The 16,478-nt window shown below is 50.4% G+C and carries 20 protein-coding genes and 1 riboswitch; of the genes, 8 read left to right on the top strand and 12 right to left on the bottom strand.

Annotated features, from left to right (window positions below; all coding sequences use genetic code 11):
- Positions 1 to 115: 115 nt before the first annotated feature.
- Positions 116 to 760 carry a flavin reductase gene (locus tag Q0L39_RS05135; protein WP_296627259.1) on the bottom strand — a complete coding sequence of 215 codons (645 nt, stop codon included), beginning with the start codon at positions 758 to 760 and terminating at the stop codon, positions 116 to 118.
- Between the two features lie 28 nt (positions 761 to 788).
- Complete coding sequence (locus Q0L39_RS05130) at positions 789 to 1,445, bottom strand: LexA family transcriptional regulator (RefSeq protein WP_296627258.1); 657 nt, start codon at positions 1,443 to 1,445, stop codon at positions 789 to 791.
- 295 nt (positions 1,446 to 1,740) lie between these two features.
- Here Q0L39_RS05130 and Q0L39_RS05125 point away from each other — a divergent pair, with 295 nt between their 5' ends.
- Positions 1,741 to 1,902 (top strand): hypothetical protein, encoded by a 162-nt coding sequence (locus tag Q0L39_RS05125; protein ID WP_296627257.1) that lies wholly within the window; start codon positions 1,741 to 1,743, stop codon positions 1,900 to 1,902.
- 198 nt (positions 1,903 to 2,100) lie between these two features.
- Complete coding sequence (locus Q0L39_RS05120) at positions 2,101 to 2,790, top strand: RICIN domain-containing protein (protein ID WP_296627256.1); 690 nt, start codon at positions 2,101 to 2,103, stop codon at positions 2,788 to 2,790.
- A gap of 76 nt (positions 2,791 to 2,866) precedes the next feature.
- Here Q0L39_RS05120 and Q0L39_RS05115 read toward each other — a convergent pair whose 3' ends face one another.
- The 9 genes from Q0L39_RS05115 to asd form a co-directional block, all read right to left on the bottom strand.
- On the bottom strand, positions 2,867 to 3,745 hold the full coding sequence (locus tag Q0L39_RS05115; protein ID WP_296627255.1) for a DUF3298 domain-containing protein: 879 nt from the start codon (positions 3,743 to 3,745) through the stop codon (positions 2,867 to 2,869).
- Positions 3,745 to 4,224 carry a sigma-70 family RNA polymerase sigma factor gene (locus tag Q0L39_RS05110; RefSeq protein WP_296627254.1) on the bottom strand — a complete coding sequence of 160 codons (480 nt, stop codon included), beginning with the start codon at positions 4,222 to 4,224 and terminating at the stop codon, positions 3,745 to 3,747. The genes Q0L39_RS05115 and Q0L39_RS05110 overlap by 1 nt, the downstream gene beginning before the upstream one ends.
- Positions 4,225 to 4,355: 131 nt before the next feature.
- Positions 4,356 to 5,015, bottom strand: coding sequence for a DUF6198 family protein (locus Q0L39_RS05105; protein WP_296627253.1), 660 nt, complete (start codon positions 5,013 to 5,015; stop codon positions 4,356 to 4,358).
- A complete protein-coding gene (locus Q0L39_RS05100) occupies positions 5,012 to 5,452 on the bottom strand; it encodes a MarR family transcriptional regulator (RefSeq protein ID WP_296627252.1) in 441 nt (146 codons plus the stop codon). Before Q0L39_RS05100 ends, Q0L39_RS05105 begins: the two co-directional genes overlap by 4 nt.
- A 146-nt stretch (positions 5,453 to 5,598) precedes the next feature.
- Positions 5,599 to 5,781 (bottom strand): hypothetical protein, encoded by a 183-nt coding sequence (locus tag Q0L39_RS05095; RefSeq protein WP_296627251.1) that lies wholly within the window; start codon positions 5,779 to 5,781, stop codon positions 5,599 to 5,601.
- Positions 5,778 to 6,248, bottom strand: coding sequence for a hypothetical protein (locus tag Q0L39_RS05090; RefSeq protein ID WP_296627250.1), 471 nt, complete (start codon positions 6,246 to 6,248; stop codon positions 5,778 to 5,780). Before Q0L39_RS05090 ends, Q0L39_RS05095 begins: the two co-directional genes overlap by 4 nt.
- Positions 6,249 to 6,310: 62 nt before the next feature.
- Complete coding sequence (gene dapB / locus Q0L39_RS05085; protein ID WP_296627249.1) at positions 6,311 to 7,057, bottom strand: 4-hydroxy-tetrahydrodipicolinate reductase; 747 nt, start codon at positions 7,055 to 7,057, stop codon at positions 6,311 to 6,313.
- A 72-nt stretch (positions 7,058 to 7,129) separates the two neighbouring features.
- Positions 7,130 to 8,023, bottom strand: a complete 894-nt coding sequence (gene dapA, locus Q0L39_RS05080; RefSeq protein ID WP_296627248.1) for a 4-hydroxy-tetrahydrodipicolinate synthase — start codon at positions 8,021 to 8,023, stop codon at positions 7,130 to 7,132.
- An 18-nt stretch (positions 8,024 to 8,041) separates the two neighbouring features.
- The gene (gene asd, locus Q0L39_RS05075) at positions 8,042 to 9,121 is read right to left on the bottom strand and encodes an aspartate-semialdehyde dehydrogenase (protein ID WP_296627247.1); all 1,080 of its coding nucleotides are present in this window, start codon (positions 9,119 to 9,121) and stop codon (positions 8,042 to 8,044) included.
- Between the two features lie 183 nt (positions 9,122 to 9,304).
- Positions 9,305 to 9,494: riboswitch (Lysine riboswitch) on the bottom strand.
- Positions 9,495 to 9,802: 308 nt separating this feature from the next.
- On the opposite strand from asd, the gene queA reads away from it, so the two are divergent.
- The 5 genes from queA to Q0L39_RS05050 all read left to right on the top strand — a co-directional run bounded on the left by queA (position 9,803) and on the right by Q0L39_RS05050 (position 14,043).
- On the top strand, positions 9,803 to 10,849 hold the full coding sequence (queA, locus tag Q0L39_RS05070) for a tRNA preQ1(34) S-adenosylmethionine ribosyltransferase-isomerase QueA (protein WP_296627246.1): 1,047 nt from the start codon (positions 9,803 to 9,805) through the stop codon (positions 10,847 to 10,849).
- A gap of 51 nt (positions 10,850 to 10,900) precedes the next feature.
- Positions 10,901 to 11,881 (top strand): Gfo/Idh/MocA family oxidoreductase, encoded by a 981-nt coding sequence (locus Q0L39_RS05065; RefSeq protein ID WP_296627261.1) that lies wholly within the window; start codon positions 10,901 to 10,903, stop codon positions 11,879 to 11,881.
- Positions 11,882 to 11,914: 33 nt separating this feature from the next.
- Entirely contained in the window at positions 11,915 to 13,045 is a 1,131-nt protein-coding gene (gene tgt / locus Q0L39_RS05060) for a tRNA guanosine(34) transglycosylase Tgt (protein WP_296627245.1), read from the top strand.
- Positions 13,046 to 13,194: 149 nt separating this feature from the next.
- Positions 13,195 to 13,536 carry a preprotein translocase subunit YajC gene (gene yajC, locus Q0L39_RS05055; protein WP_296627244.1) on the top strand — a complete coding sequence of 114 codons (342 nt, stop codon included), beginning with the start codon at positions 13,195 to 13,197 and terminating at the stop codon, positions 13,534 to 13,536.
- 84 nt (positions 13,537 to 13,620) lie between these two features.
- Positions 13,621 to 14,043 (top strand): YrzE family protein, encoded by a 423-nt coding sequence (locus Q0L39_RS05050; RefSeq protein ID WP_296627243.1) that lies wholly within the window; start codon positions 13,621 to 13,623, stop codon positions 14,041 to 14,043.
- 36 nt (positions 14,044 to 14,079) lie between these two features.
- On the opposite strand, the gene Q0L39_RS05045 is transcribed toward Q0L39_RS05050, so the two are convergent.
- Entirely contained in the window at positions 14,080 to 15,462 is a 1,383-nt protein-coding gene (locus tag Q0L39_RS05045) for a S41 family peptidase (protein ID WP_296627242.1), read from the bottom strand.
- A gap of 351 nt (positions 15,463 to 15,813) precedes the next feature.
- On the opposite strand from Q0L39_RS05045, the gene Q0L39_RS05040 reads away from it, so the two are divergent.
- On the top strand, positions 15,814 to 16,044 hold the full coding sequence (locus Q0L39_RS05040; RefSeq protein WP_296627241.1) for a hypothetical protein: 231 nt from the start codon (positions 15,814 to 15,816) through the stop codon (positions 16,042 to 16,044).
- Positions 16,045 to 16,478 lie beyond the last annotated feature (434 nt).

Genomic DNA, 16,478 nt, shown 5'->3' with positions numbered 1-16,478 from the left:
CACAGACAACAAGCCCTTTCGGTTGCTTAAACAATTTTTACTTTCAAATATTGTCTAACTTTTGGGGGTCACTTCACACATGGATGGTGGCTCCTTTTTTGTTCTACGGAAAATTTTAATCCAGACGTTCAACGGTCAGGGTGGCGATGGCAGTTTGCTGAGGTTGACCATTGACCAGATTTTGTGGCCCAGGGAGCAGCATCATAAATCCGTCCTGTTCGAAGCGGCGGTAATTTTGTGCATATGCTGAATCGACCCAGGCATGTTGCACCTGACCGATGACCATCGCAGTGATTCCAGCACCGCTGAGATCCTGCACCTGGGTTAATGTACATTCCAGATTCAAAAAGCTTTCTGCAATCAATGGCGCATCAATGGTGCGCGCTGGCTGCAAGGTAAAATGTCCGGCAGCAAACTCATCTTCCTCCGTCTGATTGTGGTGAATGGTGGAAACCAGATCGTCATAACGGCTGACAGGAAGAAAGTTAAGTGCAAAGCACCTGTCGCGCAAAATATTCGCATAGGTATGGGTGTGCTGATACAGTCCGCCCATCACGGCAAAGAAAGCGGTCTTGTCTCCGTGAAAACAACTCCAACTGTGAAAACAGATGTTCGGCTTACGGTTTTCCTTCCAGGTGGTGATGGCAAACAGCACCTGGGGAATAGCAGCAGTCAGTTCAAAATGGGAGAACAGCTCAAATTCCTCAGGATAAGAGGGTTTAAAATACGATGGAAAATCTTTTGAAATTTCGATTTTCATTCGCTGACCTCCTTTTGAACCTTCCAGCTTATTCAATCACACTGGTGAATCCCACCGCTTTGCCAAGGATGCGCACCTGAGACAGCTCGTCGCCGGTGTAGACCAGCGGTTCATATTCGGGATTGGCAGGGGAAAGCACCAGCCGGTCAGGATATTTGTACACCCGTTTGAGCGTTGCGCTGTTTTCGATGCAGACAGCGGCGATGGAGCCGTTGTCAACGTCGGGCTGCTGGCGGATATAGACGATGTCGCCGTCGTGAATATGTGCGCCGATCATGCTGTCACCGTGGCAGCGCAGCGCAAAATCGGCACGAATGTGCTGGGGCACCTCCAGAATGGCTTCGATATTTTCCTCCGCCAAAATCGGGCTGCCGCAGGCAATTTCACCGAGCAGAGGAATCTGATAGGTCTTGGGAAGGGGGATCAGGTTGCTGATTGAGGAGACCTGTGTTTCGACGCTGGTGTGCATCTGATCAGTCTGGCACAGCAGCCAAGCCGGATCCACCTGAAGAGATTTGGCAATCGCTTCGATGACGGGAAGTTTGATTTTTTCGATCTTTCCCTTTTCATAACGCTGTATCGTCGAAACAGCCACCCCGACCTCTTTGGCAATATCGCCCAGGTTCATTCCCAGCTCCTCGCGGCGAGCCTGAATGCGTTTTCCGGTTTGGATGTTTTTTTCCACACGACTCCCTCCTTTTTACTCATATTATACCACGTGGTTTTGCAGGACGCAACCAAAAAAATAAAAAATTGCGCTATGCTATTGACTTGCGATTTGCATAGTGCTAAAATAAAGCCAGAAAGAATTTGATTTCCAGGTTAATTGGGTTAAATTTTCACACAAGATGTAGGAAATTGGCGGATATTCAATCTCGATCGGCCCTGTTTTGACTTGGAATGATAGAGTGGGAGCTAATATTAAATTTTTTTGACCTTATGATTGCACTGCGCAATCATAAGAAAAAGGGGGAGCAGGCATGTTTGCAGTGGTATATCTGACGATGGCTTTGTTTGGAGGAATGATCGTGCTGGGACTGTGTGGGTTGGCTCTGGAACGGCAGGAAAAAGCGAACAAGCAGCCAAACCTTGTTGAGCAGCAGTCTGTACAGCCGGCAGGTGCGCAGAAGAGAGCCTGCTAAGTTTGCAGTATAAAAAAGGAGAAGATGTAGAAATCCATCGGATTTTTACAGGACTTTACTTATATTGATGAAAAAATAACAGAGTCTAAATTGACCATCTCTTTTAATGGTGCTATAATAAAAAGCATACCGATGGAAAAAATTGCATTGCGGCAATTTTCCGGCTTTTGTTTCCTTTTTGGAAAGGAGAGGTCAAGAATGAAAGTATATAAGACAAAAGAATATTATATTACCGCATCATCCACGGGCAACCGCCTGAGTGTCGGTGAAGATGGGATGATTGTCGTCAAACCACAGGACGAACAGGCAGCACAGGTATGGAAGTTTGTCCCTGAAGCGGACGGCAGTTACCGTATTCTCAATGTGCAGACCAAGAAGGTGCTGGATGTCATCGAAGCAGGCACCGTCAACGGCGCATGGACCCACCTCTGGGAGAGCACGGACACTGCAAGCCAGCTTTGGAAAGTGGAAGAGGAAGGGGAGAACCTCCGCTTCTGCTCGCTACTCAGCGGCAGATATCTGGATGTTGCTCTCGAAGATAACACCCATGTTCAAATCTGGGAGAAGGGCGGCGACAATCAGCTGTGGAAGGCAGAGGTTGTGGAGAAACCAAAGACAGGCAAAAAGGAATCGACTGCCATTAAAAACAGAGAGCCTTCTGCTCTGAAACATCCTGATCCAACCGCGATTAAAGAGAAGGAACCGTCCGCCATTAAACCACATGAAAAGGGTGCGATCAAAGAGAAGGAACCGTCTGCAATCAAACCGCATGAAAAAGGTGCGATCAAAGAGAAGGAGCCATCGGCAATCAAAGCGCACGAGAAAGGCGCCATCAAGCCTGCAGGAAAGACAAATCGCAAAACAAGAAGCAAGAAGAAATCGTCATAAACAATCAAGACCTCCACACTAAGCTTAAGTGCGGAGGTCTTGATTGTTTATGTGGATAAATTTGAAAAAGAGGATATCATATTAGAGGGGTAAAGGGAAGAACAAATTCGGGACGGCCGCTGCTGCCAGGGGCAATCTCATACTTGTCAAATACAATGACAATTTGATGCTGGTCGTTGATGTAGAACTTGGTCTGGTCGGTAACACCGGAAAAAGTGGATTCATCAATCAAATAAGGGACTCCTTCTTGCTCCTGCTGCTGAATCTGCGCGGCAATTTCCTCGTTGACCATCGACTGCCAGTTGTCGCCCAACAGATCTTGCAGGGTCAATGGCTGGCCGGTTTGAAGATCAAGATTGTAATACTTGACGATGCCATATGAATTGACCCAGTTTTCGTCCATGTAGAGCGCAAAGGACAGGGTGTCCTCGGTCTGGGAAAAGACCTGATAATCGACCTGAACCTGGATATTGCGGGAGAGAAATTCCTCCTCTGTGCCGCCGGTTGCCAGATAAGCTTCCTTATATTCTTCGATTCGCTGCTGAGCATCGGCAAGATAGGTGTCGATGGCCTGCTGAATCTGCTGATTGACGACATCGTCCTGCACCTGACCTTGGTCGTCGGCAACGGCAGGCTGACGGACAGAATAGGAAACATTGTCTTTTTGCTCGAAATAATTTTTCAGTGTGACCACCTCTGCGATGGAGCCCAGTACCGGAACGTCGCGCACGGCGTCGGCAAAGGCCGGACTGAGGTTAACACCGAGAGAAAATACCAGTACAACTGCTGCTGCGCTTGCGGACAGACGAGTCAGCATTCGCCGTGAGCGCGCAAAAGAGCAGCGGCAGACACGCTCCAGGCGCATCTGGTCGCGCATTTTCTCCTTGGTTTGTTCAATCAGTTCGGGAGAGGGAGAAATACGGGAAAAAAGGTCGCGATATTGTTGTTGATCCATTATGCGTCCTCCTTGAGAATGGCTTTGAGCCGCTGTCGGGTTCGGGTCAGACGGGACCGAATGGTCGATTCCTTCTGTGAGAAGATGGCGGCGATCTCACGAGTCGACAGCTGTTCATAGTAAAAAAGATGGAGAAGATCCCGATCAGAGGCGGACAGGCGCTGCAAGGCGCAGAACAGTTCCGATTCCTCCGGCAGGGAAAAGGTATGGGATTCCTCGGGCAGAGCATCCAGCGTTACGGTGTGCCGCCGCCAGGCACATCGCCACAGCTTGTTGCAACAGTTGATGGTGACCCGAATCAGCCATGCCTTGCGGTGCTCCTCGCTGTCAAAGGGAGTGCGACAGCTGATAAGACGCAGAAACACCTCCTGAAAGATGTCGTCGGCATCGCTTTTGGAGCCGGTGTGAGAAAAAGCAAGACGATAGACCATGTCTGAGTACAGCGCAATGACCTCGTCAATCGATTCATTCGTACGCAATGATGTAACCTCCCTTCACAGACAATACCTCGTCCCGCACCAAAATGCTGCAATCTGTATTAAAAATATCTTTTTTTCTCAAAAAAAGCAAGGCAACAGAGATTTCTGTTGCCTTGCGCTTTCTTGTATATTTAGCAGAGGGTAAGCTGCTCCACCTTTTTCATCCAGCGGTTGGTTTGCTTGGTGATCTGTCCGACCAGAACAGCAGCGGCGATGGTTCCTTCCCGCACACCGTCCAGATGGCCTAAAAAGCAAAAGGAGAGTAGGATAGACAAACAGACCAGTGTGACGTCGAACAACATCTTCATGTTGCCAAAGCGGATGGGCGCCACCTTGCAGATGGCAAGCACGATGCCTTCTCCGGCGGTGGTGACCAGATTGGCCATGACCTCGACACTGACACCGAATGCGACCAGAAAGATGCCAATGACACAGAGAATCCACTGAGAAAGATAACCCGATACGTTGATTGGCTGCAAAATCACCTTTGCCACATCAATCATTGTACCAAACAGGATAGCAGCAGGGAGCTGGAGCAGCTGAAACCAGTCATACTGTTTGCGAAGGATAGCAATTTGGATGAGCACAAACAGAAAGTTCATGATGATGGTAGTGGTACCCACCGAAAGCCCTGAGATGGCGGAGGTGACATAGGGAACGCTGGAGATAGGCGAGGTGCCCAGAGCAGCTTTGATCGAAAATGCCACACCAAACGCCATAATGATAAGTCCTGCGCACAAAAAGAACAGGCGTTTGATCGGGTGATTGATATGATGGGATGGTGTATTCATTTTATTTCCTTCTTTCCTTGGTTCGGTGTTTGCATGGTGTCGCACAGCTTGCCCAGAAGTTGATTCAGAGTAGCCTGTTCTTCGGGCGTAAGTCCTGCAGCTGCGCCGGATTCTTCGCTGTCAAAAATGTCCATCAGCTTAGCGGCGGTTTCTCTGCCGGCAGGCGTCAAGGACACATACAATGACCGTCGGTTGCCGTCCTTCTGCCTGCGTACAATCAGTCCGCTGTTTTCCATGCGCAGCAGAATGCTGCCGACCGTTGCCGGCTCAATCTCACAGTAGGCGGCGATCGTCTTTTGATCGGTCTCCTGATATTTCCACAAAAAGTCCAACACTTTTGGCTGTCCGGAGGTCAGTCCCAGCTTGCCAGCTTGAGCAAGGATTCGACGCGAGAGCATAGCGTGGGATTTCATCAGCAGATAATGCAAACTTTCCATATAACTCCTCCAATAATAAGAATTCTTATTATAACAAATCTTATTATAGTCCAGCTCTATGGAAAGTCAACCCTTAAACGGTAAGAAAATAAAAAACACCGGCAGATTAGAAAAATTCTAACCTGCCGGTGTTGACGGCAAATATTTTATCGGGGAGAAAATTGTTTGCAGGCGTCCTGCATGGGATCAATGCGGCTGCCTTGTCCGATCTGCCAGCTGCGGCTCTGGAACGGGCCTTTTTTCAGGCAGAAGTAGCAGGGAGGACGGCGATAGTCGGTGCTGCGGTCGTCCTTCCAGCAGTGGCGGCAGTCGATGCAGCGCTGACTCACAGCGTCACCTCAAAATGCGCACACAGTCCTTCCAACACCGATTCTACGGCATGCTGGGCGACCAGGATGGAGATGTCCACCTCCGAGGTTGTAATCAGCATGATTTCGTCGGTCAGGCTGGATGCCACCGTAAACGCCTGAGCAGCAACGCCAGGACGGGAACGCATCTCCTCGCCGTACAGCTGAATCTTGCAGTTGCCGCTGGAGACGATGGGCCGCACCGAAGGGTGCTGTTCACGGAATCGCTGGATAATTGCCAGCGCACGAACCACATCCTCCGAGTTGACGGTGAAGGAAACATCGGCGGTTTCTCCCGTAGGTGCCGACTGGGAGATCATGTCGATGTTGATGTTCTGGGCGGAAAATTCGGTCATAATCTGGGAAGTGACCGACAGATCTCGTGGGACATTGTTAAAGCTGATCAGAGAAATATCCTCTGTCACAGAAATTTTGCTCACACCATTCATAGTCAGAAAAGATCCTTTCTCCCTGCAGGGTTAGATTCAGGAAAAGATTTGATACCCTTATCCTAAACCAAATCACCCATATTGTAAAGACCTGGCTGACAGTTTGCCAGGAAAAGTGCGGCATTGATGGCGCCGGTGGCAAAGATTTCCTTGCTCATGGCGGTGTGGCTCAGGCTGAGAATCTCATCGTGACCGGCAAAGATGATTTCATGCTCTCCGACGATGGTTCCGCCGCGCACCGAATGGATGCCGATCTCGTTTTTGCTGCGGGCAGCACGGCGGCTGTGGCGGTCGTAGGTGTACTGCGGCGCCTGTTCCAGCTCCTCCGAGATGGCGTCTGCCAGCATCAGAGCGGTTCCGCTGGGAGCATCCACCTTGCGGTTGTGGTGCTTTTCGACAATCTCAATGTCAAAGTCGTTGCCCAGTACCTTGGCTGCCTTTTTGGCAAGCTCGGTCAGCAGGGAAACACCCAGCGACATATTGGCAGAGAAAAAGACAGGAATTTCTTTAGCAGCCTGGTGGATTGCCTCGATCTGTTCCGGAGAAAGACCGGTGGTTGCAATCACTGCAGGGATGTGGTTTTTGACTGCATACGCAAGCAGCGGCATAGTGACCGACGGATGGGAGAAGTCGATGATGACATCGCAGGGAACATCACACTGGTCAGGAGCGGAGAAAATCGGATAGCCGCAGTCAAGCGGATGGATGTCGATGCCGGCAGCAATGCGGCAGTCGCTGCGCTCACAAACAGAGCGGGTGATAACCTGTCCCATTTTACCTCCGGCGCCGGAGAGAAGAATAGATACCATAAATAAACGTCCTTTCTTTTGCAAAAATCCCCAAAAAAGGGTCGGGAGCAAGCGGCCCGACCCCAGTTGTTGTTATTCTTTGATCAGTCCCTGTTCCTGCATCAGTGCACGCAGAGGCTCTTTGGCCTGCGGCTGCATCGAAACGAGCGGCAGACGGCATTCGCCGCATTCCCATCCCATCAGGTTCATTGCCTCTTTGACAGGAATTGGGTTGACATCGGAGAACAGCGCGTTAATCAGCGGCAGAAGCTTCAGCTGCAAAGCGCGGCTTTCTGCGATCTTTCCTTCAAAGAACAGGCGGCAGATGTCGTGAGTCTGGCGCGGCATGATGTTGGACAGCACCGAGATGACGCCCTTTGCGCCCAGCGAGAGCAGCGGAACGATCTGGTCGTCGTTGCCCGAATAGAGGTCAAGTTCATCTCCGCAGAGCTGGGCGATCTGTGCAATCTGAGAGATATTGCCGCTGGCTTCCTTGGCAGCAACAATATTTGGATGTTTTGCAAGTTCGCGATAGGTTGCCGGAGTGATGTTGACACCGGTACGGGACGGAACGTTGTAGAGGATGATCGGCAGGTCGGTAGCATCCGCAACTGCATTAAAATGGCGGATCAATCCCAGCTGGGAGGTTTTGTTGTAGTATGGAGTGACATGCAGCAGGGCATCTGCGCCGACACGTTTGGCCTCCTTGGACATCCACACAGCGTAGGAGGTGTGGTTGCTGCCGGCACCTGCGATGACAGGCACACGTCCGGCAACATGCTCGACAGCGTATGCGATCGAATCGACATGTTCCTGGTCGGTCATGGCAGCAGATTCGCCGGTGGTTCCGCAGATGACGATGGCATCGGCGCCATTGTCGATCTGGAAGTCGATGAGCTGACCGAGTTTTTCAAAGTTGATCGACTCATCGGAGTTCATCGGTGTGATAATGGCGACGCCTGCGCCGGTAAAGATGGTGTTTTTCATAGGAAAAGACCCTTTCTGTTAATCAAGATAGCCCTTGCTTGCCAGTGTTTCTGCCATCAGAACAGCGCCGCCGGCGGCACCGCGGATGGTGTTGTGGGAAAGACAGACAAACTTGTAATCGTACTGGGTGTCCTCGCGCAGACGTCCGACCGATACGCCCATACCGTTGTAAAGGTCGCGGTCCAGTCCGGTCTGCGGACGGTTATCCTCCTCAAAGTAGGTCAAGAACTGTGCTGGAGCGGAAGGGAGCTGGTGCTCCTGCGGATAGCCGGCAAAGTTTTTCCATGCAGCCTTGATTTGTTCGATGGTTGGTTTATGCTCAAACGAAACGAACACAGCAGCCAGATGACCATCGGTGACAGGAACACGGATGCACTGGGTGGTGATCGACGGAGTAGTGGTCGGTACGATCTCGGTATCGGTCAGAGATCCCCAGATTTTCAGCGGCTCGCGCTCGCTCTTTTCCTCCTCGCCGCCGATGTAGGGGATAACGTTGTCCACCATCTCCGGCCAGGTTTCAAAGTTTTTGCCGGCGCCCGAGATTGCCTGATAGGTGCAGGCCAGCACTTTGGTGATGCCCCAGGCTCTGAGCGGATGCAGCGCAGGAACATAGCTTTGCAGCGAGCAGTTGGATTTGACGGCGATAAAGCCGCGTTTGGTGCCCAGACGTTTTCTCTGTGCAGCGATGATCTGTGCATGGTCATCGTTGATTTCAGGAATCATCATTGGAACGTCAGGGGTAAAGCGGTGAGCGGAGTTGTTGGACATGACCGGACACTCGTATTTTGCATAGGTTTCTTCCAGCGCACGGATCTCATCCTTTTTCATATCGACAGCGCAGAAAGCAAAATCAACGCTGTGAGCGATGGCTTCTGCGTCAGCGACAGCGTCCTGTACGACGATGTTTTTGACATTTTCGGGGATAGGAGTGTGCATCATCCAGCGGTGACCGACTGCCTGCTCATAGGTTTTGCCGGCAGAGTTTGCCGAAGCAGCAAGGGCAGTGACGTGAAACCACGGGTGATTTTCCAGCAGGGAGACAAATCTCTGGCCGACCATACCGGTCGCGCCGATAACGGCTACATTGTACTGTTTCATTTGTGATACATCCTTTCAAACTTTGAGGATAAAACACTGTATGCTTTTCTTTCCCGAAAAATGCCGAAAGGCAAAGGCAGAAAAAGCAGGATATGAAAAAAGCCGGTTTTTTAAAAAAACCGGCGAATCGTTGATAGGGGCATTTTTCCCTGCACCAAACCTAAAAAGAAGGATACAGAGAAAAAACCGGATAGCGCTTCATCCGTCCGCAGATAATCGGAACCGGATGACAGTTGTGCCCTTGTTCAGGACACACCCAGGGCAGCATCCGCCGAAATGCTCCCTTCGGCACCGTTCCCTTTCACAGAGGATTCAAACGGCTCTGGCAGCCTCATCCCGTGCTACTAATGAAAAGTGCGCCTCTATCGTTTCATATTTGTGAGAAAGTGTTTGGGTATATATTAGCATCGAGAAAGCACTCTGTCAAGGACAAAGCGACGTTTTTTTGCAAAAAATCCCAGCGGCCCGTTTTACAGGAGGAATTTGCCCTAAAAAAGCCATTCTTTTGGGGAGGAGAACAGGGAATTTTGTCAAAATCTCCGGTTTTCTTCACCAGGGAGGAATTTCCTTGACAGTCGACAAAAGAACTCGTACAATAGATTTTGAAATGCAAAAAAAGGGGAATGAGAACCGCTCATCTCTCCAAGTGAATTCTACACCTGTACAGTGGAGGAAAAAGATATGAAAAAATCTCAATTTTGGTTTGACCTGCCGCAGGAGCAGATCGCGCAGACTCCTGTCGAGCCGCGCGACCATTCTCGGCTGCTGGTGATGGACCGTCAGAGCGGAAAATGCAGCCATCATCATTTTTACGACGTACTCGACTATTTAAAGGAAGGCGACCTGCTGGTCGTCAATGATTCGCGCGTTATCCCAGCCCGTCTGTATGGCAAAAAAGAGGACACCAGCGCAAACATCGAGGTGCTGCTGCTGGAACAGAAGGAACAGGATGTCTGGGAAACACTGGTCAAACCTGGCAAAAAGGCAAAACCTGGCGTCAAGCTGGTATTTGGCGACGGACTGCTCAAAGGCGAGGTGCTGGAGACAGTCGAAGGCGGCAACCGCCTGATTCGCTTCAGCTATGAAGGCGACAGCATCTTTCCGGTGCTGGAGCAGATCGGCAATATGCCGCTGCCGCCATACATCACCGAGAAACTGCAGGACAACGAGCGCTATCAGACCGTTTATTCGCACGAGCTTGGCTCGGCTGCTGCACCGACCGCAGGTCTGCACTTTACCAATGAGCTGCTCGACCGCATTCGCGCCAAAGGAGTCAAGGTTGCAACAGTGACACTGCACGTCGGCCTGGGAACCTTCCGTCCGGTCAAGGAGGATGAGATCACCGACCACAAGATGCACTCGGAACACTATTATCTGCCGCAGGAAACTGCCGACCTCATCAATCAGACCAAGGCAAACGGCGGACGTGTCATTGCAGTAGGCACCACCAGCTGTCGTACTCTGGAAACACTGGGAACCAAGCAGGGCCTGCCGCTGCACACCGAGGAAGGCTACACCGACATCTTTATCTATCCAGGCTATCAGTTCAAGGTGCTGGATGGACTGATTACCAACTTCCATCTGCCGGAAAGCACCCTGATTATGCTGGTCAGCGCCTTTGCCGGATATGAGCATACCATGGCAGCCTATGACCTTGCTGTGAAAGAAAAATACCGCTTCTTTTCGTTTGGCGATGCCATGTTCATTGCAGACGGCATTGATGAATAGAACGAAGCAAAGATCAGTGACAGTTCATCAGATAAAAGGAGAACAAAGATGATCCGTGTTGGAATTTTAGGAGCAGGAACCATCGCTGCCGTGATGGCAAAAACCATTCATAAGATGAATGAGAACGGGGACAACAGCGTTTGCCTGTATGCAATCGCATCCCGCAAGCTGGAAAGTGCAGAACGCTTTGCAAAGGAACATCAGGTTCCAAAGGCATACGGCTCCTATCAGCAGATGCTGGAGGATGAGGATGTGGACCTTGTCTATGTTGCCGCTCCGCATTCCCACCATTATCAATATACCAAGCTGTCGGTGGAACACGGCAAGCATGTGCTGTGTGAGAAGGCCTTCACCGTCAATGCACGGCAGGCGCAGGAGGTTCTGTGTCTTGCAGAGCAGAAGGGCGTTCTGGTGACCGAGGGAATCTGGACCCGCTATCAGCCGATGCGCTCAATGATCAAAGAGTTGCTGGATTCCGGCGTCATTGGACAGCCCAAGATGCTGACAGCCAATCTGTGCTACAACATTGCCGACGTGGAACGCATCGCCCGTCCGGAGTTGGCAGGAGGCGCGCTGCTGGATGTGGGCGTCTATGCGCTCAACTTTGCAGAGATGATGTTTGGACGTGCGGACAGCGTATCTGGAAGCTGCCTGAAAAACGAATATGGAGTGGACATTGCCGACAGCATCACTCTGACCTGGAACGACGGCAAAATGGCGGCTTTGACCGCTGCTGCCACGGTGGTATCCGACCGCATGGGCGTTATTTCGGGAACCGATGGCTATATCATCGTGGAAAATATCAACAATCCACAGCAGATTCGCGTTTATGACCGCAACCACCAGTTGACACAGCAGATAGAGCGTCCGGCACAGCTGACCGGCTTTGAGTACGAGGTAGCCCAGGCGGTTTCCTGCATTGAACAGGGATTGCTGGAATGTCCGTCAATGCCGCATGCGGAAACGATTCACATGATGGAGCTGATGGATCATCTTCGTGCACAGATGGCAGTGCGCTATCCGTTTGAATAGAAAGAAAACAGCGTTAGATCATTGGAGGAATTTATGTATACATTGTTAAAACAGGAAGGACGCGCCCGCCGCGGTACCTTCCAGACGGTCCACGGTACAGTGCAGACACCGGCATTTATGAACGTGGGTACCTCGGCAGCCATCAAGGGCGGCATCTCGTCGTATGACCTCAAGGACCTCAAATGTCAGGTGGAGCTGTGCAACACCTACCATCTGCACCTGCGTCCAGGAGATGAGAAGATCAAAAAGCTGGGCGGCCTGCACAAGTTCATGGGCTGGGACGGTCCGATTCTGACCGACAGCGGCGGCTTTCAGGTATTTTCGCTGGCACAGCTGCGCACCATCAGCGAACAGGGTGTCAAGTTCCAGTCGCATATCGACGGACGCCGCATCTTCATGGGACCGGAGGAGAGCATGCGCATCCAGTCCAACCTTGCATCCACCATCGCCATGGCGTTTGATGAGTGTATCGAAAACCCTTCCACCCGTGAATATACCAAGCGTTCCATCGACCGCACCGTGCGCTGGCTCAAACGCTGCCGCGCAGAGATGACCCGCTTGAATCAGACCGAGGGCACCATCAACCCGCATCAGATGCTGTTTGGCATCAACCAGGGTTCCACCTTCCCAGATCTGCGCATCGAGCATATGAAGCAGATCGCCGAGGTGGAATGTGACGGCTATGCCATCGGCGGACTGGCGGTCGGAGAACCGGCGCCGGTGATGTACGACATTATCGAGCAGGTCGAACCTTACATGCCGAAAGACAAGCCTCGTTATCTGATGGGCGTTGGTACACCGGCAAACATCATCGAGGCGGTATACCGCGGTGTGGATTTGTTCGACTGCGTCATGCCGAGCCGCAATGCCCGCCACGGTCATCTGTTCACCTGGCAGGGAATCATCAATATTAACAACGCCAAGTACGAACTGGACGACAGCCCGATTGACAGTGAGTGTGATTGTCCGGTCTGCCAGCGCCACTCCCGCGCCTATATCCGCCACCTGCTCAAGGCAAATGAGATGCTGGGAATGCGTCTGGCTGTTATGCACAACCTGTACTTCTATAATACCCTGATGGAAAAGATTCGCGCTGCGCTGGACGAGGGAAGATACGAGCAGTTCCGCGCCCAGATGCTCCCACTGGTCGGCAGAAGAATCTGATGTGATCCACTTTTTGGATACAGAGTGGGAAATTATCAAAAAATACTTGAAAACATTCCCTTAAACAGGTATAATGATGCTTGTATACAAAATTGCAGTCCGTTTTCACCGGCCAGTTTTGTTGATTTTAATGGAGGTGCTAAAAACCCATGTCAAACTTTTACCTTACCGCGACAACTGGTTCCGCGGAGTTGCTGGCAACCTTTATTCCGCTGATCCTGATGATCGTTGTCTTCTACTTCATCCTGATCCGTCCTCAGAAAAAGAGAGACAAAGAAGTACAGAAGATGCGTGAGAACATCGAGATCGCAGACGAAGTAGTTACCATCGGTGGTATCATCGGCAGAATCGTCAGCATCAAAGACGATACCGTTGTTATCGAAACCGCAGGCGACAGAAGCAAGATCCGTCTGGCTCGTTGGTCCATCCAGCAGAACATCACTGCAACAGAGAGAGCTGCTCAGGAACAGGCAGAAAAGAAATCCAAATAAGCATCTGTTCAGTTTTTCAGCGAATAAATATAAAACACCCCGAATATCCTGTTAACAGAAAACAGGATGCGGGGTGATTTTTTTATGCCAACAAAAAAGCAGGGAGAAAAACAGACGCGGAAAAATCAGGAGGGGCAATACCGCAAGATGAAGGCAGTGGCATGGGGCTGTCTGGCGGGCATCGGTGTAGGGATGATTCTGCTCTGCATGATCTCGGCGCTCATGGCTGCCGGCAAACTGCCAGTGTGGGCCGGCGATGCCATTGGACTGGTGGCTGGCTGTGTGATGGCGGCAGCTGCGGCAATGGTCTGTGCCAGAGTATCAGGCCAGAACGGCTTCTTTTTGGGAATGGGATGTGCAGCGATTCTGTTTGTCGGTTGTCTGCTGTGTGCGTTGGCAACCGGTCAGCAGCCGGATTTCTGGGCGCTGATTCGTTTGTTTTCCATGCTGCTGTGCGGGTGTATCTTTGGAAGTATCGGTGTCAATCTTCGTTTTCGGCGGGCATAAAAAAACAGGGCGATGTTTTCGCCCTGTTTTTTTATGCTATTCTGCTGGTTCTTCGGTTGTAGATTCTTCAGTGCTCTCTGTGGTAGAGGACTCTTCGGTGCTCTCGGATGTTTCTTCAGTAGTAGTTGTTTCTTCGGCGCTATCAGAAGTTTCCTCGGTAGTGGTTGCCTCTTCCGCAGTGTCAGCAGCTGTATCCTCCGACGAGGTCGTGGTTGCAGCCTGATCGGATGGAGAGGTTTTTACCAGCTCCAGTGCCTTCTGCAGCTGTGGATCGGTGGTTTCGTCGAGATTATCGAAGTTTTTCTGCTGATCCTCGCTGAGTGTGACCTCATAGTCTGGCTTGATGCCGACACCATCATAGTTTTCACTCTTTGGCGGATTGTATTTTGCAACGGTGATGCGGACAGCAGAACCATCCTTGAGCGAATGGGTGACCTGCATAACGCCTTTGCCATAGGTGGTAGTACCTACCGATTTGGCAACGCCATAGTCGCGGAGCGCCTGAGTGAACAGTTCCGCTGCGCTGGCAGTGGATTCATTGGTCAGAACAACCATCGGTTTGTCGATGCAGTTGGCATCGGAGGTACCCAGAACTTCGGTGGAACCGTCGCGGTAGGTAGCGGTAGCGATGGTGCCTTCCGGCAGAAGCATATCCAGCATCTTGATTGCCGGATCAATCAGACCACCGGTGTTATTGCGCAGATCGAAGATAAACGACTGTGCGCCCTGACCCAGAAGATCTTCCACCGCTTTTTTGAACTGGTCGTAGGTGTTCTCGTTGAAGTCTACGATTTTAATATAACCGGCGGTGCCGATCATCTTTGGATATACGGTCGGAGTGACAACGACACGGCGGGTAATTTCGGAGATTTCGCGGTCTTTGTTGTCGCTGCGGACAGTCATGCTGAGTTTGGTACCTGCTTTGCCACCGATTTCGGTGATGGCAGTTTCATAAGTATCGGCGCTTACGTCAATATCGTTGACCTTGACGATCAGGTCGCCAGCCAGAATGCCGGCCTCCTCTGCAGGAGAATCGGGATAAACTTCTGTGACCTGAATAAATCCGCTTTCGTTTTTGGTGGCACGGATACCGATGCCGACAATTTCACCGGCGTTTTCCTGCTGCAGTTTTGCATAATCTTCAGCGGAGTAATAGGCAGCATAACGGTCGGACAGACCTGCAATATAGCCCATCGAAAGATAATCGTTCAGATAAGTTTCGTCGATAGTTCCGTAATAATTGGCACGGACGTAGCTGTCGATCTCGGAAAGTTTGTCATACATTGCTTCACGCTCGGAGATGTTAGTGACCGTGGTTGAGAAGGTCTGGCGTGAAAAGACCATCGTGATTGAGAAGGTGACCGCAGTGATGATGAACATCAGTGCAAGTGCGGCGCCCAGTGAGATTTTTTTGTTCATAATAAAGTGGCTCCCTAAGTCGAATTTAGCGGTATAACCCAAGATTAAATAAATCGTAGCCTATTTATTTTACCACATAATTTAGGAAATGGAAAGAGTTTGTAAATAATTGTTCCCAAACCGGAGGAAAAGATACCGATTTTAACAGCCAGCATCGAAGCTCCTGGCAAAAAAAGAGAGCAAATTTCTGTCAATTTCTACAATAAAAAAGCAAAACATCAAATGATGATTGCCCATTTCCTATAAAGATGGTATAATACCAGCAGAAAGTGAGGGGAAAATACAGATGTCGTGTTTATCCTTTCTGCTTTTAGAAAAAGTATAGTGCCGTCAGGCAGGGGAGGAAATTGTATGAATCAGCACAATCTCAGTAAAAAGGAATGGTCCATGATCACCGCAGCGGTAGTTACTGCCAGTGTAGTTGCCATGACAGCAGTGGTATGTGTAAAATATGTGTCGGTTCTGTTTAAACTCAATAAGGCACTGGATATCTATTTAAAAGAACACAAACTCCACCACGAAAAAAATATTCAGAAGATGATGGAGGATGACTATTACGATGACGAGGAGATTTCCCTTTAGGAAATCATTGGTTTGTCAGAGGGATATGTTCTGTGCTTTGGGACGAAAAAAATCCCTTTTTGGGGTAGATAAAAACAGGATTTGGATAAATTATCTAAAAAAAACAAGAAAATCCTGCGAGGTTTGACGTATTGACACTAGACATTTTGCCTCGGATTGGTTATACTTATCATAACAAAAAACAAACAATCCTGCTTTTCAAAATATCATCCTGAAAGCGAATCCTTTAAGACGGTCCTGTGAGGCTGGCAAGGTAGTTTGATGGGAAACCATCCTCGGGCATCTCACCCGAAAAGCGGAAACATGGTTCGGTTGCAACAGAAACCGGACTGTTCCGGTTGTATGGTAACAATCTGCTGTCTGCTGCCGAAAAGGGCACAGGCAGCTTTTTTTATGGAATTTTTAAGCAGATGGGCAAGGAGGATCGGGCAATG

The sequence above is a fragment of the uncultured Negativibacillus sp. genome, assembly GCF_944388365.1.
Classification (GTDB): domain Bacteria; phylum Bacillota; class Clostridia; order Oscillospirales; family Ruminococcaceae; genus Negativibacillus.
Note: the sequence above shows the minus strand (reverse complement) of the source record. Positions and strands in the feature narration are given on the sequence as shown.